This is a genomic window from Brucella pseudogrignonensis (assembly GCF_002252525.1).
In the GTDB taxonomy this organism is placed as follows: domain Bacteria; phylum Pseudomonadota; class Alphaproteobacteria; order Rhizobiales; family Rhizobiaceae; genus Brucella; species Brucella pseudogrignonensis.
Map to the genome: position 1 here is coordinate 230,093 of NZ_NNRM01000012.1, position 22,100 is coordinate 252,192.

Genomic DNA, 22,100 nt, shown 5'->3' on the forward strand with positions numbered 1-22,100 from the left:
GGCTGATGACTAAGCCTGCAACATAGATGAATCGCACAGACCTTCAAACGACCGCATGGAAATCTTCATGCTTGTTTTTAACGGAGAGATGGAAACTCAGTTCCCTCCCTGTCAGCGCATTGAAAAAGAAAACCCCGCCACATGGCGGGGGCACCGCGGGGCGGGGTTTCTCACTTGGCGGGAGGTATTTGATCTCACGCACCCAAAGCGGAGCGAGGACACGCAACATGAAGAAGCGCCTGGAGTTTCTTCATCGTTGGGATAACGAATTCCGCACCATCCTTAACGCCATGCCGCGTGCCCGCAGCAAGGCGAGGACACGCAACATGAAGAAGCGCCTGCGTTACTTCATCGTTGGGATAACGAATTCCGCACCATCCTTAACGCCAGACGGCCAGCGCGAGGTGACTGTCTTGGTCTTGGTGTAGAAGCGGAATGCATCCGGGCCGTGCTGGTTGAGATCGCCGAAGCCCGAAGCCTTCCAGCCACCAAAGGTGTAGTAAGCAATCGGAACCGGAATTGGCACATTGATACCGACCATGCCGACCTGAACGCGGCTGGCAAAATCGCGGGCTGCATCACCGTCACGGGTGAAGATAGCAACGCCATTGCCATATTCATGCTCATTCGGCAGTGCGAGGGCTTCTTCGTAGTTCTTGGCGCGAACAACCGAGAGAACCGGGCCGAAGATTTCTTCCTTATAGATGCGCATGTCTGACGTCACATTGTCGAACAGACAGCCACCCATATAGAAGCCGTTTTCGTAGCCCTGCATCTTGAAGCCACGACCATCGACGACGAGCTTTGCGCCTTCCTCGACACCGAGATCGACATAGCCACGAATGCGGTCGAGAGCGGCCTTGGTGACAACCGGGCCATAATCGGCTGAATTATCAGTCGAAGGGCCAATCTTCAGAGATTCAACGCGTGGGATCAGCTTTTCCATCAGACGGTTTGCGGTATCTTCACCAACCGGAACAGCAACCGAGATCGCCATGCAGCGTTCGCCAGCCGAACCGTAACCGGCACCGATCAGCGCATCCACGGTCTGATCCATATCCGCATCCGGCATGATCAGCATGTGGTTCTTGGCACCACCGAAACACTGGACGCGCTTGCCGTTCGAGCAGCCGCGACCATAGATATACTGAGCAATTGGTGTCGAGCCGACAAAGCCGATTGCCTGTACATCCTTATCGTCGAGCAGCGCATCAACTGCATCCTTGTCGCCGTTGACGACGTTGAAAATGCCAGCCGGAAGACCTGCTTCCATGAACAGTTCGGCCAGACGCATCGGCACGCCCGGATCGCGTTCAGATGGCTTCAGCACGAAGGCATTGCCGCAGGCAATCGCTGGGCCAGCTTTCCAGAGCGGGATCATGGCAGGGAAGTTGAACGGCGTGATACCGGCAACAACACCAAGCGGCTGACGCATCGAATAGGTGTCGATGCCCGTACCTGCATTGTCGGTGAATTCGCCCTTCAGCATATGAGCGGAACCGAGGCAGACTTCCACCACTTCCAGACCGCGCTGAATGTCGCCCTTGGCGTCAGCAATCGTCTTGCCGTGCTCGCGGGCCAGCAGTTCTGCAAGGCTGTCATATTCAGCTTCGACGAGTTCAAGGAACTTGCGCAGAATGCGAACGCGACGCTGCGGGTTGGTTGCAGCCCATGCTGGCTGAGCCGCCTTAGCGTTTTCGACCGCTGCACGTACTTCATCTTTCGTGGCGAGTGCCACAGTGCCCTGAACCGTGCCGTCAAGCGGCTGAAAAATATCAGCCGTACGACCGCTTTTGCCGGCTACATGCTTGCCGCCAATGAAATGTCCTACAGTACGCATCGGAATGCCTCCCAGCTGTGGTGTTCAATAAGGCGACACTAAGAGCCACCTTCTTCAAACACATCCTGACTCTGCAAATTCACAATTGCAAGTCGCTGAAAAGCGTATCCGTTGTGCATTTTTTATAGTACGGTCTTCCGAAGAATACGCTTGAGCAGAGAGTGCCATGAACTGGGATGATATTCGGATATTTCTGGCCGTTGCGCGTTCGGGGCAAATTCTGGGAGCGGCCAAAAGGTTAGGCATCAACCACACCACGGTGGCACGTCGCCTGACAGCGCTTGAAGCCGCACTCTCGACAACACTTCTGACACGCCGCACCAATGGCTCGACACTGACGCAGGCGGGTGAAGAGTTTCTTCTGGCGGCTGAACGTATGGAAGCGGAAATGCTTTCAGCCCGTGCGCAGGTTGGCAATGCCGATGTTGCGGTGTCTGGCACGGTGCGTATCGGCGCCCCTGATGGTTTTGGCGTGAATTTTCTCGCCCCTAGACTGGCACGACTCACACAGCAATACCCAGACCTGACTATTCAGCTGGTGCCGGTGCCACGCTCTTTTTCGTTGTCACGGCGCGAAGCGGATATCGCCATCACTGTGGAACGCCCCGAGCAAGGCAGGCTGATTGCCCGAAGACTGGTGGATTATACGCTCGGTCTTTATGCCCATCGCAGCTATCTCGAAGAGCATGGCACGCCGCAAACGACTGAAGAACTGAGTGGCCACAGACTGATTGGCTATGTTGAAGACCTCGTGGTCAACCCGTCGCTTGCCTACGCCGCAGAAATCAGCCGTGACTGGAAACCGGATTTCGAAGTATCGAGTGCGCTGGGTCAGGTGGAAGCCGTGCGGGCCGGTGCTGGCATCGGCATTCTTCATGCGTTCATCGCACGCGCCGATCCCGATCTCGTGCCGCTCTTTCCAGATCGCACAATCCGCCGTGCCTATTGGCTCACATATCATGAATCCGCACGCACACTTCGCCGCGTGACTGCTGTTTCAGCGCTGATTTCGGAACTGGTCGAGAACGAGAAATCGCTGTTTAGCTAAAGCATTTCCAGCAAAAATGTGAACCGGTTTTGCGTTCGGAAATGCGATAAAAACAAGCCGCTCTATCGCGCTTTCCAGTAGATCACCATCACGACAACAATCATGATTGCCGGAATAAACAGCGCATCAAGACCAATGAAATAATGCGCCAGACCACCGCAGACAGCGCCAACCATCAGCGAGAACCAGACCGCGAAATGCTGCAACCAGCGCCAGCGCGGAACCTCGCCACGCAATGATCCGGCAAGATCAGCGGCAGAATTGAACAACGTGCCTGTCACGTAAGTAACGCCAAGCCGTGCAGAACCGATGGGCTGCACGGCCGCATTCTGTGCGCCCATGGCGGCTGCAAGCAGCAGCACAGGATGGACCAGCGCAAGCCCTTCACGGCGCAAGATACTTACCAGCAGCAACACAATCACAACGCTCGCCATCACCGCGAGGCTTCCGTCCTTGCGATAGGCTCTTACCGCCAGCGTGCCAAAAAACGCGCCGACGAAGAACAGAGCGATCAATGCAGCCGGCAGCCATATGACGACGTTGCCCATCACGTCGGGCTGACCAGCGATGGCAATGCCAAGCTGCGTGGTGTTGCCGCTCATGAAGGATGCGAAAAAGCCTCCCAGTTCAAGAAAGGCAATTGCATCAACGAAACCTGCCGAGGCCGTAAGAGCCAGCCCCAGCGACAGCTGAGAATTCGGTGTCATGTGTCAGGACTTTGAAAAGGAACAGCCCGGTCTTTAGCGCGTCCCGAAAAATGTGAAACGGTTTTCGGGAAGGATGCGCGCCAAAACAAATATTGAGACGCGCCGATCTGATTTAATCAGATCGAAACGCGCTCAAAAAACCGGGCCACTACAAAAAATGAAATACGCGATCAAACGCGTTTGACGATCCGCAGAATAATCAGAAGTATCGCCGCGCCGATGAAGGCATTGATGATCGCGGCGATAATACCGCCGCCAACCGAGAAGCCCAGGCGAGGCAACAACCAGCCCGCAAAGAAGGCACCGATCACGCCGACGATGATATTGCCGATGAGGCCGAAACCACCACCCTGCACCACCTTGCCAGCAAGCCAACCGGCAATCAGACCAACGAAAAGGAATACAAGAAGACTCATACCGTCCATAAGCAATTCTCCCTCTCAGAACGCGCCCGCGACGCGTCTGAAACGAGTTGACATTATGTTGCCCCGCTAGACAAGGGGGCTGACGAATTATGGCGCGAGATGCCGGAAAGCGCTCACGACCTCTTCGTAGACCTTACGCTTGAAAGGCACGATCAATTCAGGAAGCTCCTCCATTGGCTTCCACGCCCATTCCTCAAACTCTGCCCTATGACCACCGGGCGGCGGATTGATTGCAATCTCGCTCTCATCGCCTTCAAAGCGATAGGCGAACCATTTCTGAGTCTGACCGCGATACTTACCCTTGAGCGCCTGTCCGACAAGACGCGCTGGCAGATCGTAATTGATCCAGTTCGGCGCTTCTTCAAGCAGCGACACCGACTTCATGCCGGTTTCTTCGTAAAGCTCACGCAGCGACGCAACTGCCGGATCTTCGCCCTTATCGATACCGCCCTGCGGCATCTGCCAGAGCTGTGTTGCGCCATCCATTTCGTCGCCCGGAATAACAATGCGTCGCCCGGCCCAGACAAGACCGGCCTTGTTGAGAACCATCAACCCCACGCAAGGGCGATAGGGCAAGCTTTCAGGATCGACGGGGCCTTTGTGCTTCGACATGATATCTCCGTGTAATCGCAAATGTTTTCACAACTGATATGCGGCAGAACATACAGTTTCAATATTATTGAACTGCGACAAAAGAAAACGCGGGAGCCTGAACTCCCGCGTTTGATGTTTCCATCGCCTTCATAGGCAGATCAGTTCAGAACGCTCTTCTTCGGATCTGGTGGGAAGGCAGCATTGGCCTCTTCACCGCGCAGAAGCTTCAGCGCTTCATTGAGCTGAACGTCATCCTTGGTCTCAAGCGGCACATAAGCGGCCGAACCCGAACCGGCATCGTCTTCCTCATTGCCCTTGATGTGGCCTTTGAGTTCAGACTCACCACGAACGACATCTTCACCACGCAGTTCGGGTGGCAGCGGCTGTTCAACCTTGATGTCTGGCGTGATGCCCTTGCCCTGGATCGACTTGCCCGATGGCGTGTAATAGAGCGCTGTCGTCAGACGCAGCGATCCGTTTTCGCCAAGCGGGATAATGGTCTGGACAGAGCCCTTGCCGAAGGACTGCGTACCAAGCACGGTCGCACGACGATGATCCTGCAGCGCACCAGCTACGATTTCCGACGCACTGGCCGAACCGCCATTGATGAGCACGATCACCGGCTTGCCATCAGCCAGATCACCCTTGCGCGCATCGAAGCGCGTCACATCCTGCGGATCACGACCACGGGTCGAAACGATTTCGCCCTTGTCGAGGAAGGTATCGGAAACAGCGACAGCCTGATCGAGCAGACCACCCGGGTTGAGGCGCAGGTCAAGCACATAGCCCTTGAGCTTATCGCCCGGGAGCTTTTCCTGAATGTCCTTGATCGCCTTCTTGAGGTCATCAGAAGTCTGTTCGGTGAAGGAAATCACACGCAAATAGCCGACATCATTCTCGACGCGAGAACGAACGGCCTTAACCTTGATCACAGCACGGTCGATCTTGAGCGTGATCGGCTTGTCTGCGCCCTGACGAATAAGTGTCAGCTCGATTGGCGAACCAACTTCACCGCGCATCTTTTCAACCGCATCGCTGAGGCTGAGGCCACGAACTTCCTGACCATCGATCTTACTGATCAGATCGCCTGCGAGGACACCAGCTTTGGAGGCTGGCGTATCATCGATTGGCGCAATGACCTTAACCAGATCGTTGTCCATGGTGACTTCAATACCAAGACCGCCAAACTCACCCTTGGTCTGCACGCGCATATCCTGCGCTGCTTCCGGGTTGAGGTAGGATGAATGCGGGTCAAGCGACGTCAACATGCCGTTGATGGCGCTTTCCGTCAGCTTCTTATCATCTGGCGGCGTCACATATTGCTGGCGCACGCGCTCAAAAATATCACCGAAGAGAGCCAGGTCCTTATAGACATCGCTATCTTTCCCCGCTGCGGCAAAAGCAGTGGAGGCAGGCGCGCCCTGAACCATCACCATGGCTGACGCCCCCATCAGGGCCCCGGCGAACAGCAGCGACAGTTTACGTATCATTTTGTGTCCTTCCAGAAAGCCGCTCGGACCACCACGGGGCCGGATCAACGGGTTTTCCATCTTTTCGAAACTCAATGTAAAGCAATGGCGCGCCATTGCCCACCTCAATCGGTGCAACACTTGCGAGAAGTTTTTCACCCATTGCGCCGACAGGTTCACCCGCCAACACAAACTGACCTTGCGCCACATCGATTCGGCCCATGCCAGCCATCACGATATGATATCCGCCGCCAGCATCCAGGATCAAGAGCTGCCCATAAGATCTGAATGTACCTGCGTATAGTACAACGCCATCGGAAGGTGACGTAATCGTGGCAGCGGGCAAGGTTTCAACCACCTGCCCCATCATGTTGCCACCGACACCGTCTTTTTCGTTAAAATGCCGGAGAGTTTTGCCTGCAGCAGGCAATCCAAGCTTTCCTTGCAGCGATGCAAAATCAATCTGCGCGTGCAGACGGTTCTCGTCAGGCGTTGCTTCTCCAGCCTTTTCCTGCGCTTTTGCAAGACGATCAGCTTCCGCTTTGCGTGCAGCCTCGGCAGCATCGCGCACACCAGCCATCTGCTCATCCAGCCCGTCAATCAGCTCTTTGAGACTGCCTGCCCTGTCAGCAAGTTCTTCCGAACGCTTGCGCTGCGCTAGGATTTCCTGCTCGGACTGGGCCTGCAATTTCTTCTTTTCTTCAAGAAGAAGTGATTGACGCTTTTGCTCTTCGGCCTGTGCTGTGCGTGTTTCCTTGAGCTTGTCCTGCTCCTGAGCGATGGAGGCGACCACGCGCTGCATATCTTTCAGATCGCCGGTCAGCTCTTCCACCTGCTCGCGCATTTCCGGCACAACGGCGCCCAGCAGCACAGCACTGCGCACCGATGCCAACGCATCATCGGGCCGCACGAGAATAGCGGGCGGCGGGTTCAAACCCATGCGCTGCAATGCAGCCAGCACCTCTGCCAAAACGCTTCGGCGCGCGCGCAAAGAATTGCGAATGCCGTCTTCCTGCTCGCGCAAGGAAACCAGCTTGTCGGCACTATCGGCAATATCCTGCTGCAACTTCTTGTCCGTCTTTGCAGACTGGATAAGCGCTGCCGTAATCGTTGCCTGATCTTTCTTAAGGTTGGCTACCTCGTCTTCGAGCTGTTTAAGCTTGTCGCTTGATACAGAGAGTTCGGTGCTGAGCTGCTCATATTCACTTGCCGCCTTGTCGCGCTGCTGCTGGATTCCTTCTTGCGCAAAAGCCAGCGTTGCGCCTGACATAAGTGCAGTCGCAACAAGGCCAGCCCGCATCAACGCAGACAGCAAAGACTTTTTTGAAAGGCGAAAAGGACTCATGGCGCGCTATATCAGAAAGAAACAAGGCCAAAACTAGCCGCAGAGCATTAAGGAATTGTTAGCCATAGTCAGGGCGGCAACGTTTAATCTTTATAACTCAGGAGAAAGGCAAACTGTTAAGATGCTTCAGAGTGAATTCTAGAAAATTCCTTATAGAGTTCCCAAGCTTCGTCATCTGCTCCTAACGCTACCTTTGCCATTATCTGCAAAAGCATCGACGACCCGGGAGTAACATCTTCAACTTCCACCACTTTACCTGCCCAATCTGGGTCAGTTTCCAACTCAACGTTTAGTATCCACCAACGTTTAATTTTAGTTACAAGTGCGACAATTTCTGAGAACATAGTATCAAAATCGGGTTCATAGCTTCCACCGATGACATTTTGGAGTTCATGAGCAAAACGATTTCGCTCGAGGGTCAAACGTCTTATTGCGATTTCTTCATCATCAGTCAGAACGTCGTTCTTTTTAAGCCAAGCAATACTCGAACGATGAGGATCTTCCTTGGATTTTGGATCTAAAGATAAAACCTCGCTCCGGTAATCATCTCCTGTCGCCCATCCTTTGTCTGCTGACCACGAATCCGCATAAAAGGCATGAAGATTTTCTTTGATCGCGCTTACAAGCATTTCATGTGCGACCAGAAACAAGCCAGCGCGAACAAGTCTCCCCTTGATGACATCAGGGTTCAAAAAGTCTTCCCAAAGCTTGACTGGATTAGATTTCAAGGACGCCACTTTCTGTAATCAATTCCCAATTCATGTGAATATTCATGAGAATTGCGAACAGAGCAACCAAGATCAAAAGCTAATAAATGAGCCTAATTATCACGGCGCCAGATCAGGATAGCTCTGCACATATTCGTGCATTTCACGCCGATAACGCCAGACAGCGCGTGCGCGGTGTTTCCAGAGGTCGCGGCGTGGCTGTTTCCATGGCTTTTCCGGACCATGGAAATGCACGATGATATCCGGCACGGATTTGCTTTCTTCAGCGTCGCCACCTAGTCGGGCGATGTGGCGCCGCTGCCTCGCGGCCTGTCTCCACGACGAATTATAAGCCGGGTTGAGCAAATGCACGCGATCCCGAAAGACATTGTTGAGATGGTCCTGATCGCCCAGCGGGCAGGCAGAAGCACGAACCAGATCATGCATGGCCCGGTGCAGTTCAGGCTCTGCGCGGATGGCATCGGTATCAAGCAGAAGAACACCGGAATTGAAGTAGCGCGATATATCGCTTTGCTGCATCAGTCCCTGCAACTCACGGACACGGGGCATACATTTTTCGCGCACATTGAGATTGCGGGCAGACCATTTCGCCACAACGCAATCGCGCACCGCGCCAACCGGACATCCATTGAGATTAAGCGCGAAAAGTGGGGCGACGTCGCCCACTACCTGCGTATCGCCATCAATATAGAGAACACGACCTGAAATTCTGGTCGGAATATGCAGACGCCCCATTGATGCGGCAGAGATATAGGCCGTTGGCCCTTTTGCCCCGTCCAAATCATCCTGAGTAAGAGCAAGGCAATTCAGCGTGACTGCAGGATTTTTGGAAGCGACCCGATGCACGGCCTCCCAATCCTCGTCCCTTAATCCGTCACCCCAGAAATGAATGATACCCGGGACAGACAAGTGGCGCAGAACGCCCCACATCGCCACCAGAGTTGGCTTGAGAAAACCACGATCAGTCACGAATGCGATCTGTGGCAGCGTTTTATTCGTCGATGAGAGCGACATGCAATTCTTCAAATGATGCACAAGGCAGTTACAAAACCCGACCCGGCGCATCAACTATTGGAAGAACATGAAATAATTAGGATCGGTGATAAGGATGTCCCGCAAGAATTGTTGCGGCCCGATATAATTGCTCAGCAATCAATATGCGGGCTATCTGGTGCGGCCATGTCAGCTCTCCCAAAGCGAGAACCAGATCGGCGCGCGAACGCAAAGCAGGATCGTGCCCATCCGGGCCGCCAATGGCGACAATCAGCTGGCGCTTGCCATCATCACGCATACGGCCGATGCGTTCAGCAAAAACCTCCGAACCGAGCGCCTTGCCGCGCTCGTCGAGCAGGATAAGAGCAGCACCATTATCCAGAGCTTCATTGATGCGCTGTGCTTCTTCGGCCTTGCGCAGTTCAGCCGTCTGTCCACGGCTTTCGGGGATTTCGCTCACACCGGCGAATTCAAGCCCAAGCGGCGGCCCCGCCTTGGAAAAACGGTCGAAATAACGCTCGACCAACTCCCGCTCGGGGCCGGCTTTCATCCGGCCCACGGCCATAACACTCACACGCATCACGTCCTCTTTACGACTTAGAGCGCATTTCGATCAGATCGGCGCTCTAACTCTTTCTTTTAACGCGCATCTCTATCCGAAAACCGTTCCACACGTTTCGGATGCGCTCAAATCAGTGCACCGTTCCCGATGCGCGCTGATCTTCAAAATCGTCGTTGATCCAGATTTTTTCCAGATTGTAGAAATCACGGATTTCCGGACGGAAAATATGGACGACGATATCGCCTGTATCGATGAGAACCCAATCACCGCCCTCGAGCCCTTCGACCCGCATATCCTTGCAGCCCATTTCACGAAGGGCCTGCAAAAGATGGTCAGCGACAGCCGTCACATGACGATGCGAACGACCAGACGCGACGATCATATAATCGCCGATCGAAGATCTTCCGCGGATGTCGATGGGGATAATGGATTCTGCTTTGGAGTTTTCGAGACTGGCCAAAGCCGCGTCGAAGGCCTGGGACACGAAAGCTGTTTCGTTCATCCCGACCGGTGAAGGCGCGTGGTGAGCCTTCTTCTCAATTGCTGTTCTCAGTGTAGTTCCTTTCCGACAAGAACAACGCAGTACGGCATTCATAAGCACCGTACATACCTAAGATAGGCAGAGTCCCTGTATTCTTTCAAGAGTCTTGAATGGCTTACACCATTCACTTTTTCAATTTCTGTTTGCGGAGTGCGGTCGACGAGAGCGAAGATCGCGGTCCGTGAATGAAGGTCCAGGCCGGTGGTGTACGCCGCGCAAGGAGCGGGGCGTAATGTTCATCTAGCCGGCTATCGGAAAATGTTTGCGCCATGCGTGACGATAAATAAGCCAAGGTCGAACCTGGCCTGTCGATGACTGCAATCGGGAAATTCTGCGCAATCTCCCGCCAGCGCTGCCAGCGATGGAAGGAAGCGAGATTGTCCGCCCCCATGACCCAGACGAAATGCACACCGGGATTGGCCTTGCGGATCAGCGCCAGAGTGTCGGCTGTGTAACGCACGTCAAACGCGGCTTCCAATGCCGTCACCTTGATGCGCGGATCGCTTGCCACATGCTCGCTGAGCTCCAGACGTTCAGCAAGCGGGGCAAGTTCGCGCTTATCCTTCAGCGGATTGCCGGGCGTCACCATCCACCAGAGCTGATCAAGCTTCAGCCGCCGAATGGCGATTTCAGCGACCAGCGCATGACCACCATGCGGTGGGTTGAACGAGCCGCCAAACAGGCCCACCGTCATGCCCTTTTCGACATGCGGCATACGCAAATATTGCGCATCAACGTCCGGATAACTCGCCTTTAATGCGGAAAGCCCGAAGCCGAACTTCATCAGCCTCTAACCTGTCCGTTCCCACGAACACGATATTTGAAAGAGGTCAGTTGTTCGGCGCCAACCGGCCCGCGCGCATGCATCTTGCCGGTCGCGATACCAATTTCAGCCCCCATGCCGAACTCGCCACCATCTGCAAACTGCGTCGAGGCATTGTGCAGAAGAATGGCAGAGTCGATCTCGTTGAAGAAGCGCGCAACAACATCCGCATCCTCAGCCACAACAGCTTCTGTGTGGTGGGAGGAGTAACGGTTGATATGCTCAATCGCACCCGAGACACCATCAACCAGCGCCACCGAAATGATCGCGTCCAGATATTCGGTCGACCAGTCTTCTTCTGTAGCAGGCGTAGCGGCTGCATAAAGTGTTATGACTTCATCACTGCCGCGAATTTCGCAGCCCTTGGCAGCCAGATCTTCAAGAACCGGCACCAGATGCGTTTGAGCCACCGCGCGATCCACAAGCAAGGTTTCGGTCGCACCGCAAATGCCGGTGCGGCGCATCTTGGCGTTCACAGCAATCGCACGCGCCATGTCGAGATCAGCGGACTTGTCGATATAGAGATGACAGATGCCTTCAAGATGCGCGAAAACCGGCACGCGCGCTTCCGATTGCACGCGCGCCACAAGGCTTTTGCCGCCCCGTGGCACGATCACGTCAATTGCGCCATTCAGACCTTTGAGCATTTCGCCAACTGCCGCACGGTCAGTAACCGGAACGATCTGGATAGCATCGGCAGGTAATTGCGCTGCCTCCAGTCCCGCAACCAGTGCCTTGTGAATAGCAGCCGACGAATGTGCGGAATCTGAACCGCCACGCAGGATGACCGCATTGCCAGCTTTAAGACATAGTGCGCCAGCATCTGCGGTCACATTGGGACGGCTTTCATAGATCACGCCAATGACACCCAATGGTGTACGAACGCGCTCGATATGGAGACCATTTGGACGATCCCACTCAGCAATTACTTCTCCAACCGGATCATTCAATTCAGCAATAGCGCGAATGCCGTCGGCAATTGCCTGGATGCGATTGTCATCGAGTGTCAGTCGATCAACAAACGAAGCCGCCATCCCGCTTTCCGCAGCATTGGCAAGATCGAGCTTGTTGGCTTCAAGAATGGCATCTTTGCTTGCGAGGATGCTATCAGCAGCAGCAAGCAGGGCTTTGTTTTTCTGTTGAGGCGAAGCGATGGAAAGCGGAGCCGCTGCCTGTCTGGCTTTACGACCAACTTCTGCCATGATGGCTGCGATGTCAGTTCCGGCGTCCACTTTGTTCAACATCCTCTTCCCCTTATGCTTCTTCCGTCTCGCTAGTGGTTACACCCCGTACCACCAGATCATTGCGATGGATCATTGCAGCGCGCGCATCATAGCCAAGAATGGCGCTGATCTCATCGCTTTTGTGCCCGGCAATTTTGCGCGCATCTTCCGCATCATAAGCAATCAGACCGCGCGCGATTTCACGGCCGTCCTCGTTGAGAACCGCAACCGTGTCGCCACGCTCAAACTGGCCTTCAATCTCTTTCACACCCGCAGGCAAAAGCGACTTACCGGATTTCAGCGCCTTGGCTGCACCAGCATCGACACGCAAATGACCAGCAGGTTCAAGATTGCCGGAAATCCACGTCTTCCATGCATTTACCGGCGCACGCGCTGGCTCAAACAATGTCGCGCGTTCACCCCGATCAATAGCCGAAAGCGGCCCCATACGTGTGCCGGAGGTGATAATCATCGCAGTGCCTGCCGCATTGGCTATCTTGCCAGCGTCAAGTTTGGTCTTCATGCCACCGCGTGAAAGCTCTGATGCCGCGGCACCCGCCATCGCCTCAATCTGAGGTGTGATTGTTGTAACGAGCGGCAGAAACTGTGCGTTCGGGTCTTTATGCGGCGGTGCCGTATAAAGACCATCAATGTCCGAAAGCAGAATAAGAAGGTCTGCACCCATCATGGTTGCAACACGGGCTGCGAGACGATCATTATCGCCATAACGGATTTCGGTTGTCGCAACCGTATCATTCTCGTTGATGATCGGCACTGCGCCGAGCTTCAGAAGCGTTTCAATCGTCGCGCGCGCATTGAGATAACGGCGACGTTCTTCCGTATCCGAAAGTGTCACGAGAATCTGACCCGACTTGATGTCGTGGCCGCCGAGCACATCGGCATAGGCTTTTGCGAGCGCGATCTGTCCGGCGGCTGCTGCTGCCTGACTTTCTTCAAGCTTAAGCGATTTCTTGGGCAGACCAAGAACCGTGCGTCCAAGCGCAATAGCGCCGGATGAAACAACCAGAACTTCGACGCCCGCATGATGGAGCGCCGCAATGTCCTGACCCAGGCTCTCAAGCCAATTTTGCTTGAGACCAGTTGAGCGGTCCACCAGAAGGGCTGATCCGATTTTGATAACGATGCGGCGATAGTCTTTGAGTTGTTTCAACATGCCTTCATTCCCTCGCCGCATTCTCAAGCGCATCCCGAAAAGCGTGAAGCGGTTTTCGGACAAGATGCGCGACCAAATAAAACCCTATGCTTTATTCGTCTTCAGCAGTACCGGCTTCAACAGCCCGGCTCTGATCAATAACCGCAGCCAGCTGGCGTAGCGCATCGTTCAAGCCTTCATGGCTGACCGCTGAAAGCAGCAGCGGATCGCGCCCGCAAGCCTTCTTCAGCGCCTTCACCTTTTCCTTGCGTGCATCCGGATCAAGCGTATCGATCTGCGACAGCGCCACGATTTCCGTCTTGTCCGCAAGGCCATGTTCATAGGCCTCCAGTTCACCGCGAATGACGGTGTAAGCCTTCGCAACATCTTCTTCCTGCGCCGACACCAGATGTAGAAGCACGCGGGTACGCTCGACGTGGCCCAGGAAGCGATCGCCAAGCCCGATACCTTCACTAGCGCCTTCAATCAGGCCCGGAATGTCAGCGATGACAAATTCACGCGCATCGACGCGCGCGACACCGAGGTTGGGGTGCAGTGTCGTGAAAGGATAATCCGCAATCTTGGGCTTTGCAGCCGTCACACTTGCCAGAAAGGTCGATTTGCCCGCATTCGGAAGGCCGACCAGACCAGCATCAGCAATCAGCTTGAGCCGCAGCCAAAGTGTACGCTCAATACCGTCCTGACCCGGATTGGCGCGACGTGGCGCGCGATTGGTAGAGGTCGTAAAATGCAGATTGCCAAAGCCGCCATTACCACCCTTGGCCAGACGATAACGCTGACCAATTTCGGTGATGTCGCAGATCAGCGTTTCATCATCTTCTTCAAAAATCTGCGTGCCAACCGGCACTTTGAGGATGACATCATCGCCCTTGCCGCCGGTCATGTTGCGGCCCATGCCATGCATACCGGTCTTGGCCCGGAAGTGTTGCTGATAGCGATAATCAATCAGCGTGTTGAGGCCATTGACGGCTTCCACCCAGACGTCGCCACCGCGCCCGCCATCACCGCCATCAGGGCCACCGAATTCAAGAAACTTCTCGCGGCGGAACGACACGGCCCCCGCCCCGCCATTACCGGAGCGGATATAGATCTTGGCCTGATCGAGAAATTTCATTGAACCTTACCTCTTACGACGCAATAGAACTTGACTTGGGTGCGTCTTAAACTTTGGGATTGCGCGCAATCTCGCGCAATCCGATTTGCAATTACAGCAAAACCCGTGTCCTGCAAACAGCAGAAACATAAGGTTTTCAGCCTAAATTCAGTTTCCACGCAGGATCACTGAAATCAATATAGAGCAGTTCCTGATCCAGATACTGACCCTGCACATAAAGCGACTTCGGCTCAACACCATAGGATTTGAAACCAAGCTCATAATAGATGCGCTTCGCAGGCTCATTGGTTGCCACAACTTTCGCATCCAGTATCACGACGTGCTCAGCCGCGTGTTCGATAATCTGCCCAACAAGTGCCCTGCCAAGTCGCAAGCCACGCGCTTCCGGCGCGACATAGACACTGACCAGAGTGCCACGATGACGCTCGGACCTGCGTTCATGGCGGAACAAGCCGGCGATACCCATCAGGTTTTCACCATCAAAGGCGCCGAAAATGACATTGCCGTTCACCTGCTCCAGACGGCGCGCAAACACGCTGTCGGAATAGGCATTTTCTTCTTCAAAGGTCGACCCGAAAGCTTGCGGCGCAAGCTGCAATGCAGACAGGCGGATCGCGCGAAACCGGTGCAGGTCTCCCTTATCCAGTGCGCGAACAACAACCCTTTCACGGGCGACAGCGTAAATATCGTTCATTATATTCCCCGATGATTATCGGTCCTGCGATTTTCACGCAGGACCTTTTTTATTATGACTGCCAGCTTCTCAGGCCGATCCAGGTCCGCCGGTCAAGGACATAGCGCTCGACAGGGACATTCCCGGCAGCAAGTGAATCCGCCATGCCCATGCTGCTGAACTGAAAGCCGCACTTATGAATCACGCGACGCGAACCGCCATTGCTAGCGTGACACGAAACATGCAACCGCTCGATTGGCGTGGCCCGGAAAGCCAGATCGATCAATGCGTGGGCAGCTTCCGTGGCAAAACCATGCCCCCAATAGGGCTCACCCAGCCAATAGCCGATCTCCAGGCCTTCGCCGTGGCTATGCGGGTGGATGCCACAACAACCCATAAAGATACCGGTTTCAGCTTGGGTGATTGCGTAAATGCAATTGCCCATCTCGCCTTTTCGCACGCGCTCGACAAAATCCACGGCATTTTCGCGGGTGTATGGATGAGGCATACGGGCGAGCATAGTCGAGACGCGGGCGTTATTGGCAAGATAGGAAATTGCATCCACGTCTTCGGTATGTGGCGGGCGGAGAACCAGCCTGTCCGTGACGAGGACGGGGCAATCTAACTGATCTGCTAATCCAGGCGAGAGATCAGCATAACTGGCCTCCCGCTCGCTACAGCTCTCGTAATATTCTTCTTCTAAAACTTCGACGACCATTTGTCTGTCCTCCAGATGCAAAAAGGGAAGATGGTTGTCCCATCTTCCCTTCGATCTTTAGGCTGGTCGCCATATATACCGGGTCCAATGGGACGCCGGTATTTATGAGTGCCCGGCTTACTCTGCTGCTTCCGCGATCGGGTTTACCGATACGTAGGTGCGGCCGTTGGCTTTCGTGCGGAAAGCAACGGAACCGTTGGTGGTAGCAAAAATGGTGTGGTCTTTACCGAGGCCAACATTGGCGCCCGGATGCCACTTCGTGCCGCGTTGGCGCACGATGATGTTGCCAGAAACGACAGCTTCGCCGCCGAACTTCTTCACGCCAAGGCGCTTCGACTCTGAATCGCGACCGTTACGCGACGAACCACCAGCTTTTTTGTGTGCCATTGGATTTCTCCTTTAATCTCTTCTACTTACTCAGCCGACTCGGCCTTGGCTGCAGCCTTCTTAGGCGCTGCCTTCTTTGGCTTTGCGACTTCGCCTTCAGCGGCGTCTGCCTTAGGAGCCTTCTTCTCAGCGGCCTTCTTCGATGGCTTTGCGCCGTCGGTAAGGATCTCCGAGATACGGATCGTCGTCTGTTCCTGACGATGACCGCGGGTGCGCTTCGAATTCTGACGGCGACGCTTCTTGAACGCGATAACCTTGCGTGCACGGCCCTGTTCAACGACTTCAGCCGTTACGAGAGCGCCAGCTACGGTCGGAGCACCGATCGTCGTGCCAACCAGCAGAACTTCTGCGAATTCTACGATGTCGCCAGCTTCGCCAGCAACTTTTTCGATCTTGATCAGGTCATTTGCGGCAACGCGGTACTGCTTGCCACCGGTCTTAATGACTGCGAACATTTGTTGTCCTTTCGGTTGTTCGGTCCGGCTCTCATTTCCACGACATTTGCGCCGAAGTGATGGGCCGTCTTTTTATCAGTCGGTTGGTGAGTGGGCTTTATGCCCTTGATTACAACTCCGGAAACCCGAAATTTCGCAATCAAAACAATAGGCGCGGATCACTCCACGCCTGAAGTCTGGTGCTTATAGGTGTGAAGCAGCAGAAAAGTCAAGAATTTTCACAACAGAATGCAAATTAGCTCTTGTCTAATCGTCTCTGGCTCGTTATTGAGCCGCTACACACTTAGCATTCGCTTTAGATGCTTATCAACGGCGCGATTTTATGGATCGCTTTACCCGTGGTGCACAATGCGGAGAGGTGGCTGAGTGGTCGAAAGTACCGCACTCGAAATGCGGCGTGGGGGTAACTCCACCGTGGGTTCGAATCCCACCCTCTCCGCCATTTTATCTATTGAAACGAGATCGCACCGAACATCGCTGACTAACAGCAGTTCTCCCCTGCGCGGCCCACAATCATCAACTGCTGGACCACGCCTGAGACACCGTAATGCTTGCGGATTGAAGAGCCGCTAAAAATTCTTCTGAGCAAACCGATCAAATGCCTTCAGGAACTCACCGAGGAACTTGGCCGTATCAGGCACCAGCTTGCCGCTTTCATCCAGCAGCTTGTCAACATGTGCGAGATAAGCCTCTGGCTGCTGCAAAGTCGGCATATCCAGAAATACCAACGACTGACGAAGATGATGATTGGCACCAAAGGCCGAAATATTGCCCGGCGAGCCACTGATGATCGCAGCAGGCTTTCCACTCCAGACACTCTGGCCATATGGACGTGAACCGACATCGAGCGCGTTCTTCAAGCCTCCGGGCACCGACCGGTTATATTCCGGCGTTACGAACAACACGGCATTGGCCTTGCTCACCTCAGAACGGAAACGCTTCCAGGCGGCAGGCGCAGTGTCGGTGTCCAGATCCGGATTATAGAGCGGCAAGTCGCCGATCTCGACAATCGTCAATGCCATGTCGTCTGGTATTACTGCATTCAAGCCGAGCGCAACCTTGTGATTGAAAGAATCTTTTCTCAAGCTCCCAACCAGAACAGCTACATTCACTTTCGTCATAGCAATTTCCTCTTTGCAATCGAACAAGCCTCACTTGCAAAGGAAGTAAGAGACAAAGCCAAGAGGTCAACTCGCCTGACACAGAATGATCTTGCTGAGTGCTTCCGGCCACCGCTTCTCAGCAATGGCCAGTCCGTGCTAGAAGGCCGTCATGAGTGTGTTGTCAGATGTTTCTCCCGTTTATAATCCGCCGTTAGAGCCATATGTTTCGATCATTCATCGCGACGAGGATATTCTGGTTCTCGATAAGCCAAGCGGACTGTTATCCGTGCCCGGACGTCATCCGGCACTTTCTGACAGCCTGGCCACACGCGTCCAAAAGCAGTTTCCAAAAGCTTTGATGATCAATCGTCTGGACAAGGACACGTCCGGTCTCGTGCTCATGTCGCTCAATCGCAAAGCCCACGCCGCTATTGCTGCGCAGTTTGAAGCGCGCACGACAGAGAAGCGCTACATTGCCGAGGTTTGGGGTCGGGTGGAACAAGACGAGGGACTGATCGATCTGCCATTGGCAATTGATCCGGACAATAAACCGCGTCATCGTGTCGATCTTGATAATGGAAAGCCAGCCCAAACACACTGGCAGGTGCTGGAGCGTCATGAAAACAGCACGAGGATGCAGTTGTTTCCGCTGACCGGTCGTACTCATCAATTGCGCGTTCACATGAAAGCGCTGGGGCATGTTATTCTTGGCGATGAGTTTTATGCCGAAGGTGAGGCACTTGGCGCAGCAGACCGCTTGCTTCTTCATGCAGAAGAAGTCGCTTTCCATCACCCGGATGGTAGGCATGTGAAATTCACGGCCCCTTGCCCTTTCTAACAATGGCTATGTTTCGGAAATACCCATGTCGCAGAAAATAGACACATCGGAACTGGTTGTTGATTTTGTCGGTGGTGCCGTCGGGCATCGCTTTCGTTCCGGTGAGGGACGCGGACAGGCTCTGGCAAAGGCGGCGGGTCTTGCGAGTGGCATCACGCCCGACATTGTGGATGCAACAGCCGGTCTTGGCCGCGACGCTTTTTTGCTCGCCGCACTGGGGGCGAAGGTAACGCTGATAGAACGATCAGAGAAAATGCACAGGCTGCTGGCTGAAGGCCTTGCGCGCGCTGCAGCTGAAGGCGGTCAATATGCGGAAACCGTGGCGCGCATGACGCTATTACATGGTGATTCCTGCCTGCTGATACCGGAATTGAAGCCAATGGTCGTTCTGGTTGACCCCATGCATCCACCGCGAGGCAATACGGCTCTGGTCAAAAAGGAAATGCGTCAGATCCGCGAGATTGTCGGCACCGATGCAGACTCTGAGAAGCTGATGCTTGTGGCTCTTGAACACACGCTAAACCGTGTCGTACTGAAATGGCCGCTGCGCGCTGAGCCCATGGCAGGGCTACGCAAGCCCTCCCATCAGATTCTCGGTAAAAGCACCCGCTACGATGTCTTCGTGAAAGCAAAGATCGTGACTGATTAGATCAGTGCCCTCAACTTGTTGAGATGCACGCCTTAAAGCATTTCCAATTTTCATTAAATGTTGGAACTGCTCTATCTATTTTGCGCGCATCTTGTTCTGCAAAACCGCTTCGCACTTTTCGGGATGCGCATTACGCTCTAATTCGAGCACTTCGCATCATAAGACAGGACCGAAGGCGTATCACCGACCGTTGTGACAGACAGGCTGTGGCCGGCATTCTTATAGGAGAAGCCGCAATAGCCGAAGCCGGTTCCTGAGCAGCCATCAACCTCGCTGATACCCATCTCTCGCAAACCCTTCGATATGATGTCCAGCTCATCCTTGCTTTCTTCTGGCTGCCAGCCATGTTCAATGAGCATGATACGCGCCAGACTAATCGGCAGTCGATAAATATTAGGTACCGTCACTTGGCCTGAACAGAATTTCTCTTCGCCCGGTAATGCTGTGACAATAATACCTTTGCCACCAACCAGCTTCACATCAGCAATCGGCTGCTGTACCCAGTCGCCATCCCAAATGCGTATGCCTTCACCGTTCTGTTCGACACGCCCCAGACTGAGAGCTGCATTTTTGGCGGCATACGCAAGTGCAACAAGTTTGCCGTCTTCATAAAAGGCAAGATTGCCTTCTTTCAACAAGCACGATCCGCTCGTTCCTTGTTCCATATCGGCCACGAAACTGACAGCCTGCAACGCGCCAAGCTTCGCTTCCCCGGTCACGGTCCAGCCCCGCTCTTCCACCGCACGCGCCTCGGAACTTGTCGTTTTGGTGTCCTGGTTATCACAAGAAGCGGCGTCTCCGCTTTTCTTTGGCGCCTTTGGCAGCTCTACTAGCCGCACAATATCAACGCCGCTGACTTGTGAAACAGGGATGATCTTATCCAGAGATGTTGGATGAGTAGTATCCGATTGAGCATTCGCTGAGCCAGCCAACACCAAGGTCATGCCAGCAACGAGAAAACGTGAAATCATGCCACACCATTCCGAAAATCTGTGTTCTTGCGAGCAAAACGGTGCATCGGATGAAACGGTGCCCCGCCTGATTCTGGTACAAGATAGCAGCCAAATGACAGTTTCAAAGCCAGAACATTGTTTTTGCTATATCTTCATCGAAAAGAGACTGGATCGTCCAAGATAGCGATTTGTGTTGTTTGAGACTTGGAAGCATTATCAAGCGAACTAGATAGTCGCGTAACCATGAAGTAATACAGTCCAACATGATTGAGGCCGGATGAAAAAGACCATTGATCTGACAACCGCGCCCATCAATCAGGCACTGCTGCTGTTCGCTCTGCCAACGCTCGGCTCGTCAATCCTGCAATCGGCCAACGGCTCCATCGATACAATCTGGATCGGTCAGTTGCTGGGAACAGACGCTCTCGCAGCGACAACAAACGGCAATCTGGTAATGTTTCTGCTGACCGCCTTTGTCTTCGGCTTCGGCATGGCCTCGACGATTCTGATCGGCCAGTCCTTTGGGCGGCGGGATATCGAAACGGCACGCGCCATCACAGGTACGACACTCGGAGCCTTCATTCCTGTCAGCATTATTGTGGCTGTGGTCGGCTGGTTCCTCGCACCTTACGTCCTTGGCCTGCTCGGCACTCCGGAAACGATTGAACCGCTGGCACGCGCCTTCCTGCAAGTAACTTTCGTCGCGATGCCTGCCATTCTCATGCAGACAATCCTGATGATGGCGCTGCGCGGCAGCGGTGATTCCATAACCCCGTTGATATTCATGGGCCTCGCCGTCATCCTTGATATAGCGCTTAACCCACTGCTCATTCTCGGGATCGGCCCAATTCCCGCGCTTGGCATATCAGGCTCGGCACTCGCCACAGCAGTAGCCAATTATATCAGCCTCGCAGCCATGCTCATCTATGTCTATCGCAAGGATTTGCCTTTGCGTCTCAAGGGACAGGAGCTTTGGCTTCTGGTGCCGGACCTCAAGGTCTTGAAGCTGATTTTCAGCAAAGGTCTTCCGATGGGCATCCAGATGATCGTGGTCTCGAGTGCCATGCTGACGATGATGCGGTTGGTCAATCAGGAAGGCGTCAATACGACAGCAGCCTTCGGCGCAACACAACAATTATGGACCTATGTTCAGATGCCGGCTATGGCGCTTGGCGCAGCGGTGAGTGCGATGGCTGCTCAGAATATCGGCGCTGGCAAATGGGATCGCGTCAATAGCATCACACGGATCGGCGTCTTCTACGCTATTCTGATGACTGGTATTCTGGTTTTTGTGCTGCTCATTGCCGACAAGCAGGCCATGCAGATATTCCTGGGCTCTGACAGCCCTGCCATCCCGATCGGTCAGCACATCGGCAAGATCGCAACCTGGGGCTTTATCGCCTTTGGCGTTTCCATGGTTCTGTTTGGCACCGTACGGGCGAATGGACAAGTTATCTGGCCGCTTATCATTCTGTTTGTTTCGATGTACCCGGTGCGGCTTGGTGTTGCCGTCGGCATGAGAGACTGGCTCGGACCGGATGCCCTGTGGCTCAGCTTCCCTGTTGCCATGCTTTCGACGATGCTTATGGCTGGCGCGCTTTATCTTCATGGCGGATGGCGTAAGAACCAGTCAATGCATGTCGATAAGTTTGAGCAGGAGGGCACGGCTGCGGCGACAGCACAGACAGCTGAAGCTGCCCCTTCGTCGAACGCGCTGACACCGAACCCACCGCACGTT

Annotated in this window: 24 protein-coding genes and 1 tRNA gene; 5 read left to right on the forward strand and 20 right to left on the reverse strand. The window is 54.2% G+C overall.

All coding sequences use genetic code 11. The features are described 5' to 3' along the window. Positions 1-343: 343 nt before the first annotated feature. Positions 344-1,840, reverse strand: a complete 1,497-nt coding sequence (locus CEV34_RS05045; RefSeq protein ID WP_007876906.1) for a CoA-acylating methylmalonate-semialdehyde dehydrogenase — start codon at positions 1,838-1,840, stop codon at positions 344-346. 166 nt (positions 1,841-2,006) lie between these two features. On the opposite strand from CEV34_RS05045, the gene CEV34_RS05050 reads away from it, so the two are divergent. Next, the gene (locus tag CEV34_RS05050) at positions 2,007-2,888 is read left to right on the forward strand and encodes a LysR family transcriptional regulator (protein WP_007876908.1); all 882 of its coding nucleotides are present in this window, start codon (positions 2,007-2,009) and stop codon (positions 2,886-2,888) included. Positions 2,889-2,950: 62 nt separating this feature from the next. Here the strand turns inward: CEV34_RS05050 and CEV34_RS05055 are convergent, their stop codons facing one another. From CEV34_RS05055 to rplU, 17 genes are all read right to left on the reverse strand, one after another. After that, positions 2,951-3,595, reverse strand: coding sequence for a YoaK family protein (locus tag CEV34_RS05055; protein ID WP_007876910.1), 645 nt, complete (start codon positions 3,593-3,595; stop codon positions 2,951-2,953). A 170-nt stretch (positions 3,596-3,765) separates the two neighbouring features. Then, positions 3,766-4,020 (reverse strand): GlsB/YeaQ/YmgE family stress response membrane protein, encoded by a 255-nt coding sequence (locus tag CEV34_RS05060; RefSeq protein WP_007876912.1) that lies wholly within the window; start codon positions 4,018-4,020, stop codon positions 3,766-3,768. Positions 4,021-4,107: 87 nt separating this feature from the next. Further along, complete coding sequence (locus tag CEV34_RS05065) at positions 4,108-4,632, reverse strand: RNA pyrophosphohydrolase (RefSeq protein ID WP_007876914.1); 525 nt, start codon at positions 4,630-4,632, stop codon at positions 4,108-4,110. Between the two features lie 140 nt (positions 4,633-4,772). Next, the gene (locus CEV34_RS05070) at positions 4,773-6,104 is read right to left on the reverse strand and encodes a S41 family peptidase (RefSeq protein WP_007876924.1); all 1,332 of its coding nucleotides are present in this window, start codon (positions 6,102-6,104) and stop codon (positions 4,773-4,775) included. After that, the gene (locus CEV34_RS05075) at positions 6,094-7,353 is read right to left on the reverse strand and encodes a murein hydrolase activator EnvC family protein (protein WP_374891554.1); all 1,260 of its coding nucleotides are present in this window, start codon (positions 7,351-7,353) and stop codon (positions 6,094-6,096) included. The genes CEV34_RS05070 and CEV34_RS05075 overlap by 11 nt, the downstream gene beginning before the upstream one ends. 191 nt (positions 7,354-7,544) lie before the next feature. Next, complete coding sequence (locus tag CEV34_RS05080; RefSeq protein WP_143853308.1) at positions 7,545-8,156, reverse strand: hypothetical protein; 612 nt, start codon at positions 8,154-8,156, stop codon at positions 7,545-7,547. A 99-nt stretch (positions 8,157-8,255) separates the two neighbouring features. After that, complete coding sequence (locus tag CEV34_RS05085; protein ID WP_007876929.1) at positions 8,256-9,170, reverse strand: glycosyltransferase family 8 protein; 915 nt, start codon at positions 9,168-9,170, stop codon at positions 8,256-8,258. Between the two features lie 76 nt (positions 9,171-9,246). Further along, the gene (gene rlmH / locus CEV34_RS05090; protein WP_007876931.1) at positions 9,247-9,729 is read right to left on the reverse strand and encodes a 23S rRNA (pseudouridine(1915)-N(3))-methyltransferase RlmH; all 483 of its coding nucleotides are present in this window, start codon (positions 9,727-9,729) and stop codon (positions 9,247-9,249) included. 112 nt (positions 9,730-9,841) lie between these two features. Next, complete coding sequence (gene rsfS / locus CEV34_RS05095; protein ID WP_007876933.1) at positions 9,842-10,213, reverse strand: ribosome silencing factor; 372 nt, start codon at positions 10,211-10,213, stop codon at positions 9,842-9,844. A gap of 163 nt (positions 10,214-10,376) precedes the next feature. After that, positions 10,377-11,036, reverse strand: coding sequence for a nicotinate-nucleotide adenylyltransferase (locus CEV34_RS05100; RefSeq protein WP_007876935.1), 660 nt, complete (start codon positions 11,034-11,036; stop codon positions 10,377-10,379). Next, positions 11,036-12,319 (reverse strand): glutamate-5-semialdehyde dehydrogenase, encoded by a 1,284-nt coding sequence (locus CEV34_RS05105; RefSeq protein ID WP_007876937.1) that lies wholly within the window; start codon positions 12,317-12,319, stop codon positions 11,036-11,038. The genes CEV34_RS05100 and CEV34_RS05105 overlap by 1 nt, the downstream gene beginning before the upstream one ends. A gap of 10 nt (positions 12,320-12,329) precedes the next feature. Beyond that, positions 12,330-13,472 carry a glutamate 5-kinase gene (gene proB / locus CEV34_RS05110; protein WP_007876939.1) on the reverse strand — a complete coding sequence of 381 codons (1,143 nt, stop codon included), beginning with the start codon at positions 13,470-13,472 and terminating at the stop codon, positions 12,330-12,332. A 91-nt stretch (positions 13,473-13,563) separates the two neighbouring features. Continuing rightward, entirely contained in the window at positions 13,564-14,586 is a 1,023-nt protein-coding gene (gene obgE, locus CEV34_RS05115) for a GTPase ObgE (RefSeq protein WP_007876941.1), read from the reverse strand. A gap of 136 nt (positions 14,587-14,722) precedes the next feature. Beyond that, a complete protein-coding gene (locus CEV34_RS05120; protein WP_007876943.1) occupies positions 14,723-15,280 on the reverse strand; it encodes a GNAT family N-acetyltransferase in 558 nt (185 codons plus the stop codon). A 52-nt stretch (positions 15,281-15,332) separates the two neighbouring features. Beyond that, positions 15,333-15,977, reverse strand: a complete 645-nt coding sequence (locus CEV34_RS05125) for a GNAT family N-acetyltransferase (protein WP_007876945.1) — start codon at positions 15,975-15,977, stop codon at positions 15,333-15,335. 117 nt (positions 15,978-16,094) lie between these two features. Then, a complete protein-coding gene (rpmA, locus tag CEV34_RS05130) occupies positions 16,095-16,364 on the reverse strand; it encodes a 50S ribosomal protein L27 (RefSeq protein ID WP_007876947.1) in 270 nt (89 codons plus the stop codon). 26 nt (positions 16,365-16,390) lie between these two features. Beyond that, entirely contained in the window at positions 16,391-16,819 is a 429-nt protein-coding gene (rplU, locus tag CEV34_RS05135; protein WP_007876949.1) for a 50S ribosomal protein L21, read from the reverse strand. A gap of 352 nt (positions 16,820-17,171) precedes the next feature. On the opposite strand from rplU, the gene CEV34_RS05140 reads away from it, so the two are divergent. Next, positions 17,172-17,261: transfer RNA gene (locus CEV34_RS05140), tRNA-Ser, on the forward strand. A 127-nt stretch (positions 17,262-17,388) separates the two neighbouring features. Here CEV34_RS05140 and CEV34_RS05145 read toward each other — a convergent pair. Beyond that, the gene (locus tag CEV34_RS05145) at positions 17,389-17,940 is read right to left on the reverse strand and encodes an NADPH-dependent FMN reductase (protein ID WP_007876978.1); all 552 of its coding nucleotides are present in this window, start codon (positions 17,938-17,940) and stop codon (positions 17,389-17,391) included. Between the two features lie 151 nt (positions 17,941-18,091). On the opposite strand from CEV34_RS05145, the gene CEV34_RS05150 reads away from it, so the two are divergent. Beyond that, on the forward strand, positions 18,092-18,760 hold the full coding sequence (locus tag CEV34_RS05150) for an RluA family pseudouridine synthase (protein WP_007876980.1): 669 nt from the start codon (positions 18,092-18,094) through the stop codon (positions 18,758-18,760). A 25-nt stretch (positions 18,761-18,785) separates the two neighbouring features. Next, entirely contained in the window at positions 18,786-19,409 is a 624-nt protein-coding gene (locus CEV34_RS05155; RefSeq protein ID WP_007876987.1) for a class I SAM-dependent methyltransferase, read from the forward strand. Positions 19,410-19,546: 137 nt separating this feature from the next. On the opposite strand, the gene CEV34_RS05160 is transcribed toward CEV34_RS05155, so the two are convergent. Continuing rightward, positions 19,547-20,380, reverse strand: a complete 834-nt coding sequence (locus CEV34_RS05160) for a hypothetical protein (protein ID WP_007876988.1) — start codon at positions 20,378-20,380, stop codon at positions 19,547-19,549. A gap of 259 nt (positions 20,381-20,639) precedes the next feature. Here CEV34_RS05160 and CEV34_RS05165 point away from each other — a divergent pair. Beyond that, positions 20,640-22,100: MATE family efflux transporter (locus CEV34_RS05165; protein ID WP_094543336.1), on the forward strand; the 1,461-nt coding region annotated here is incomplete at its 3' end.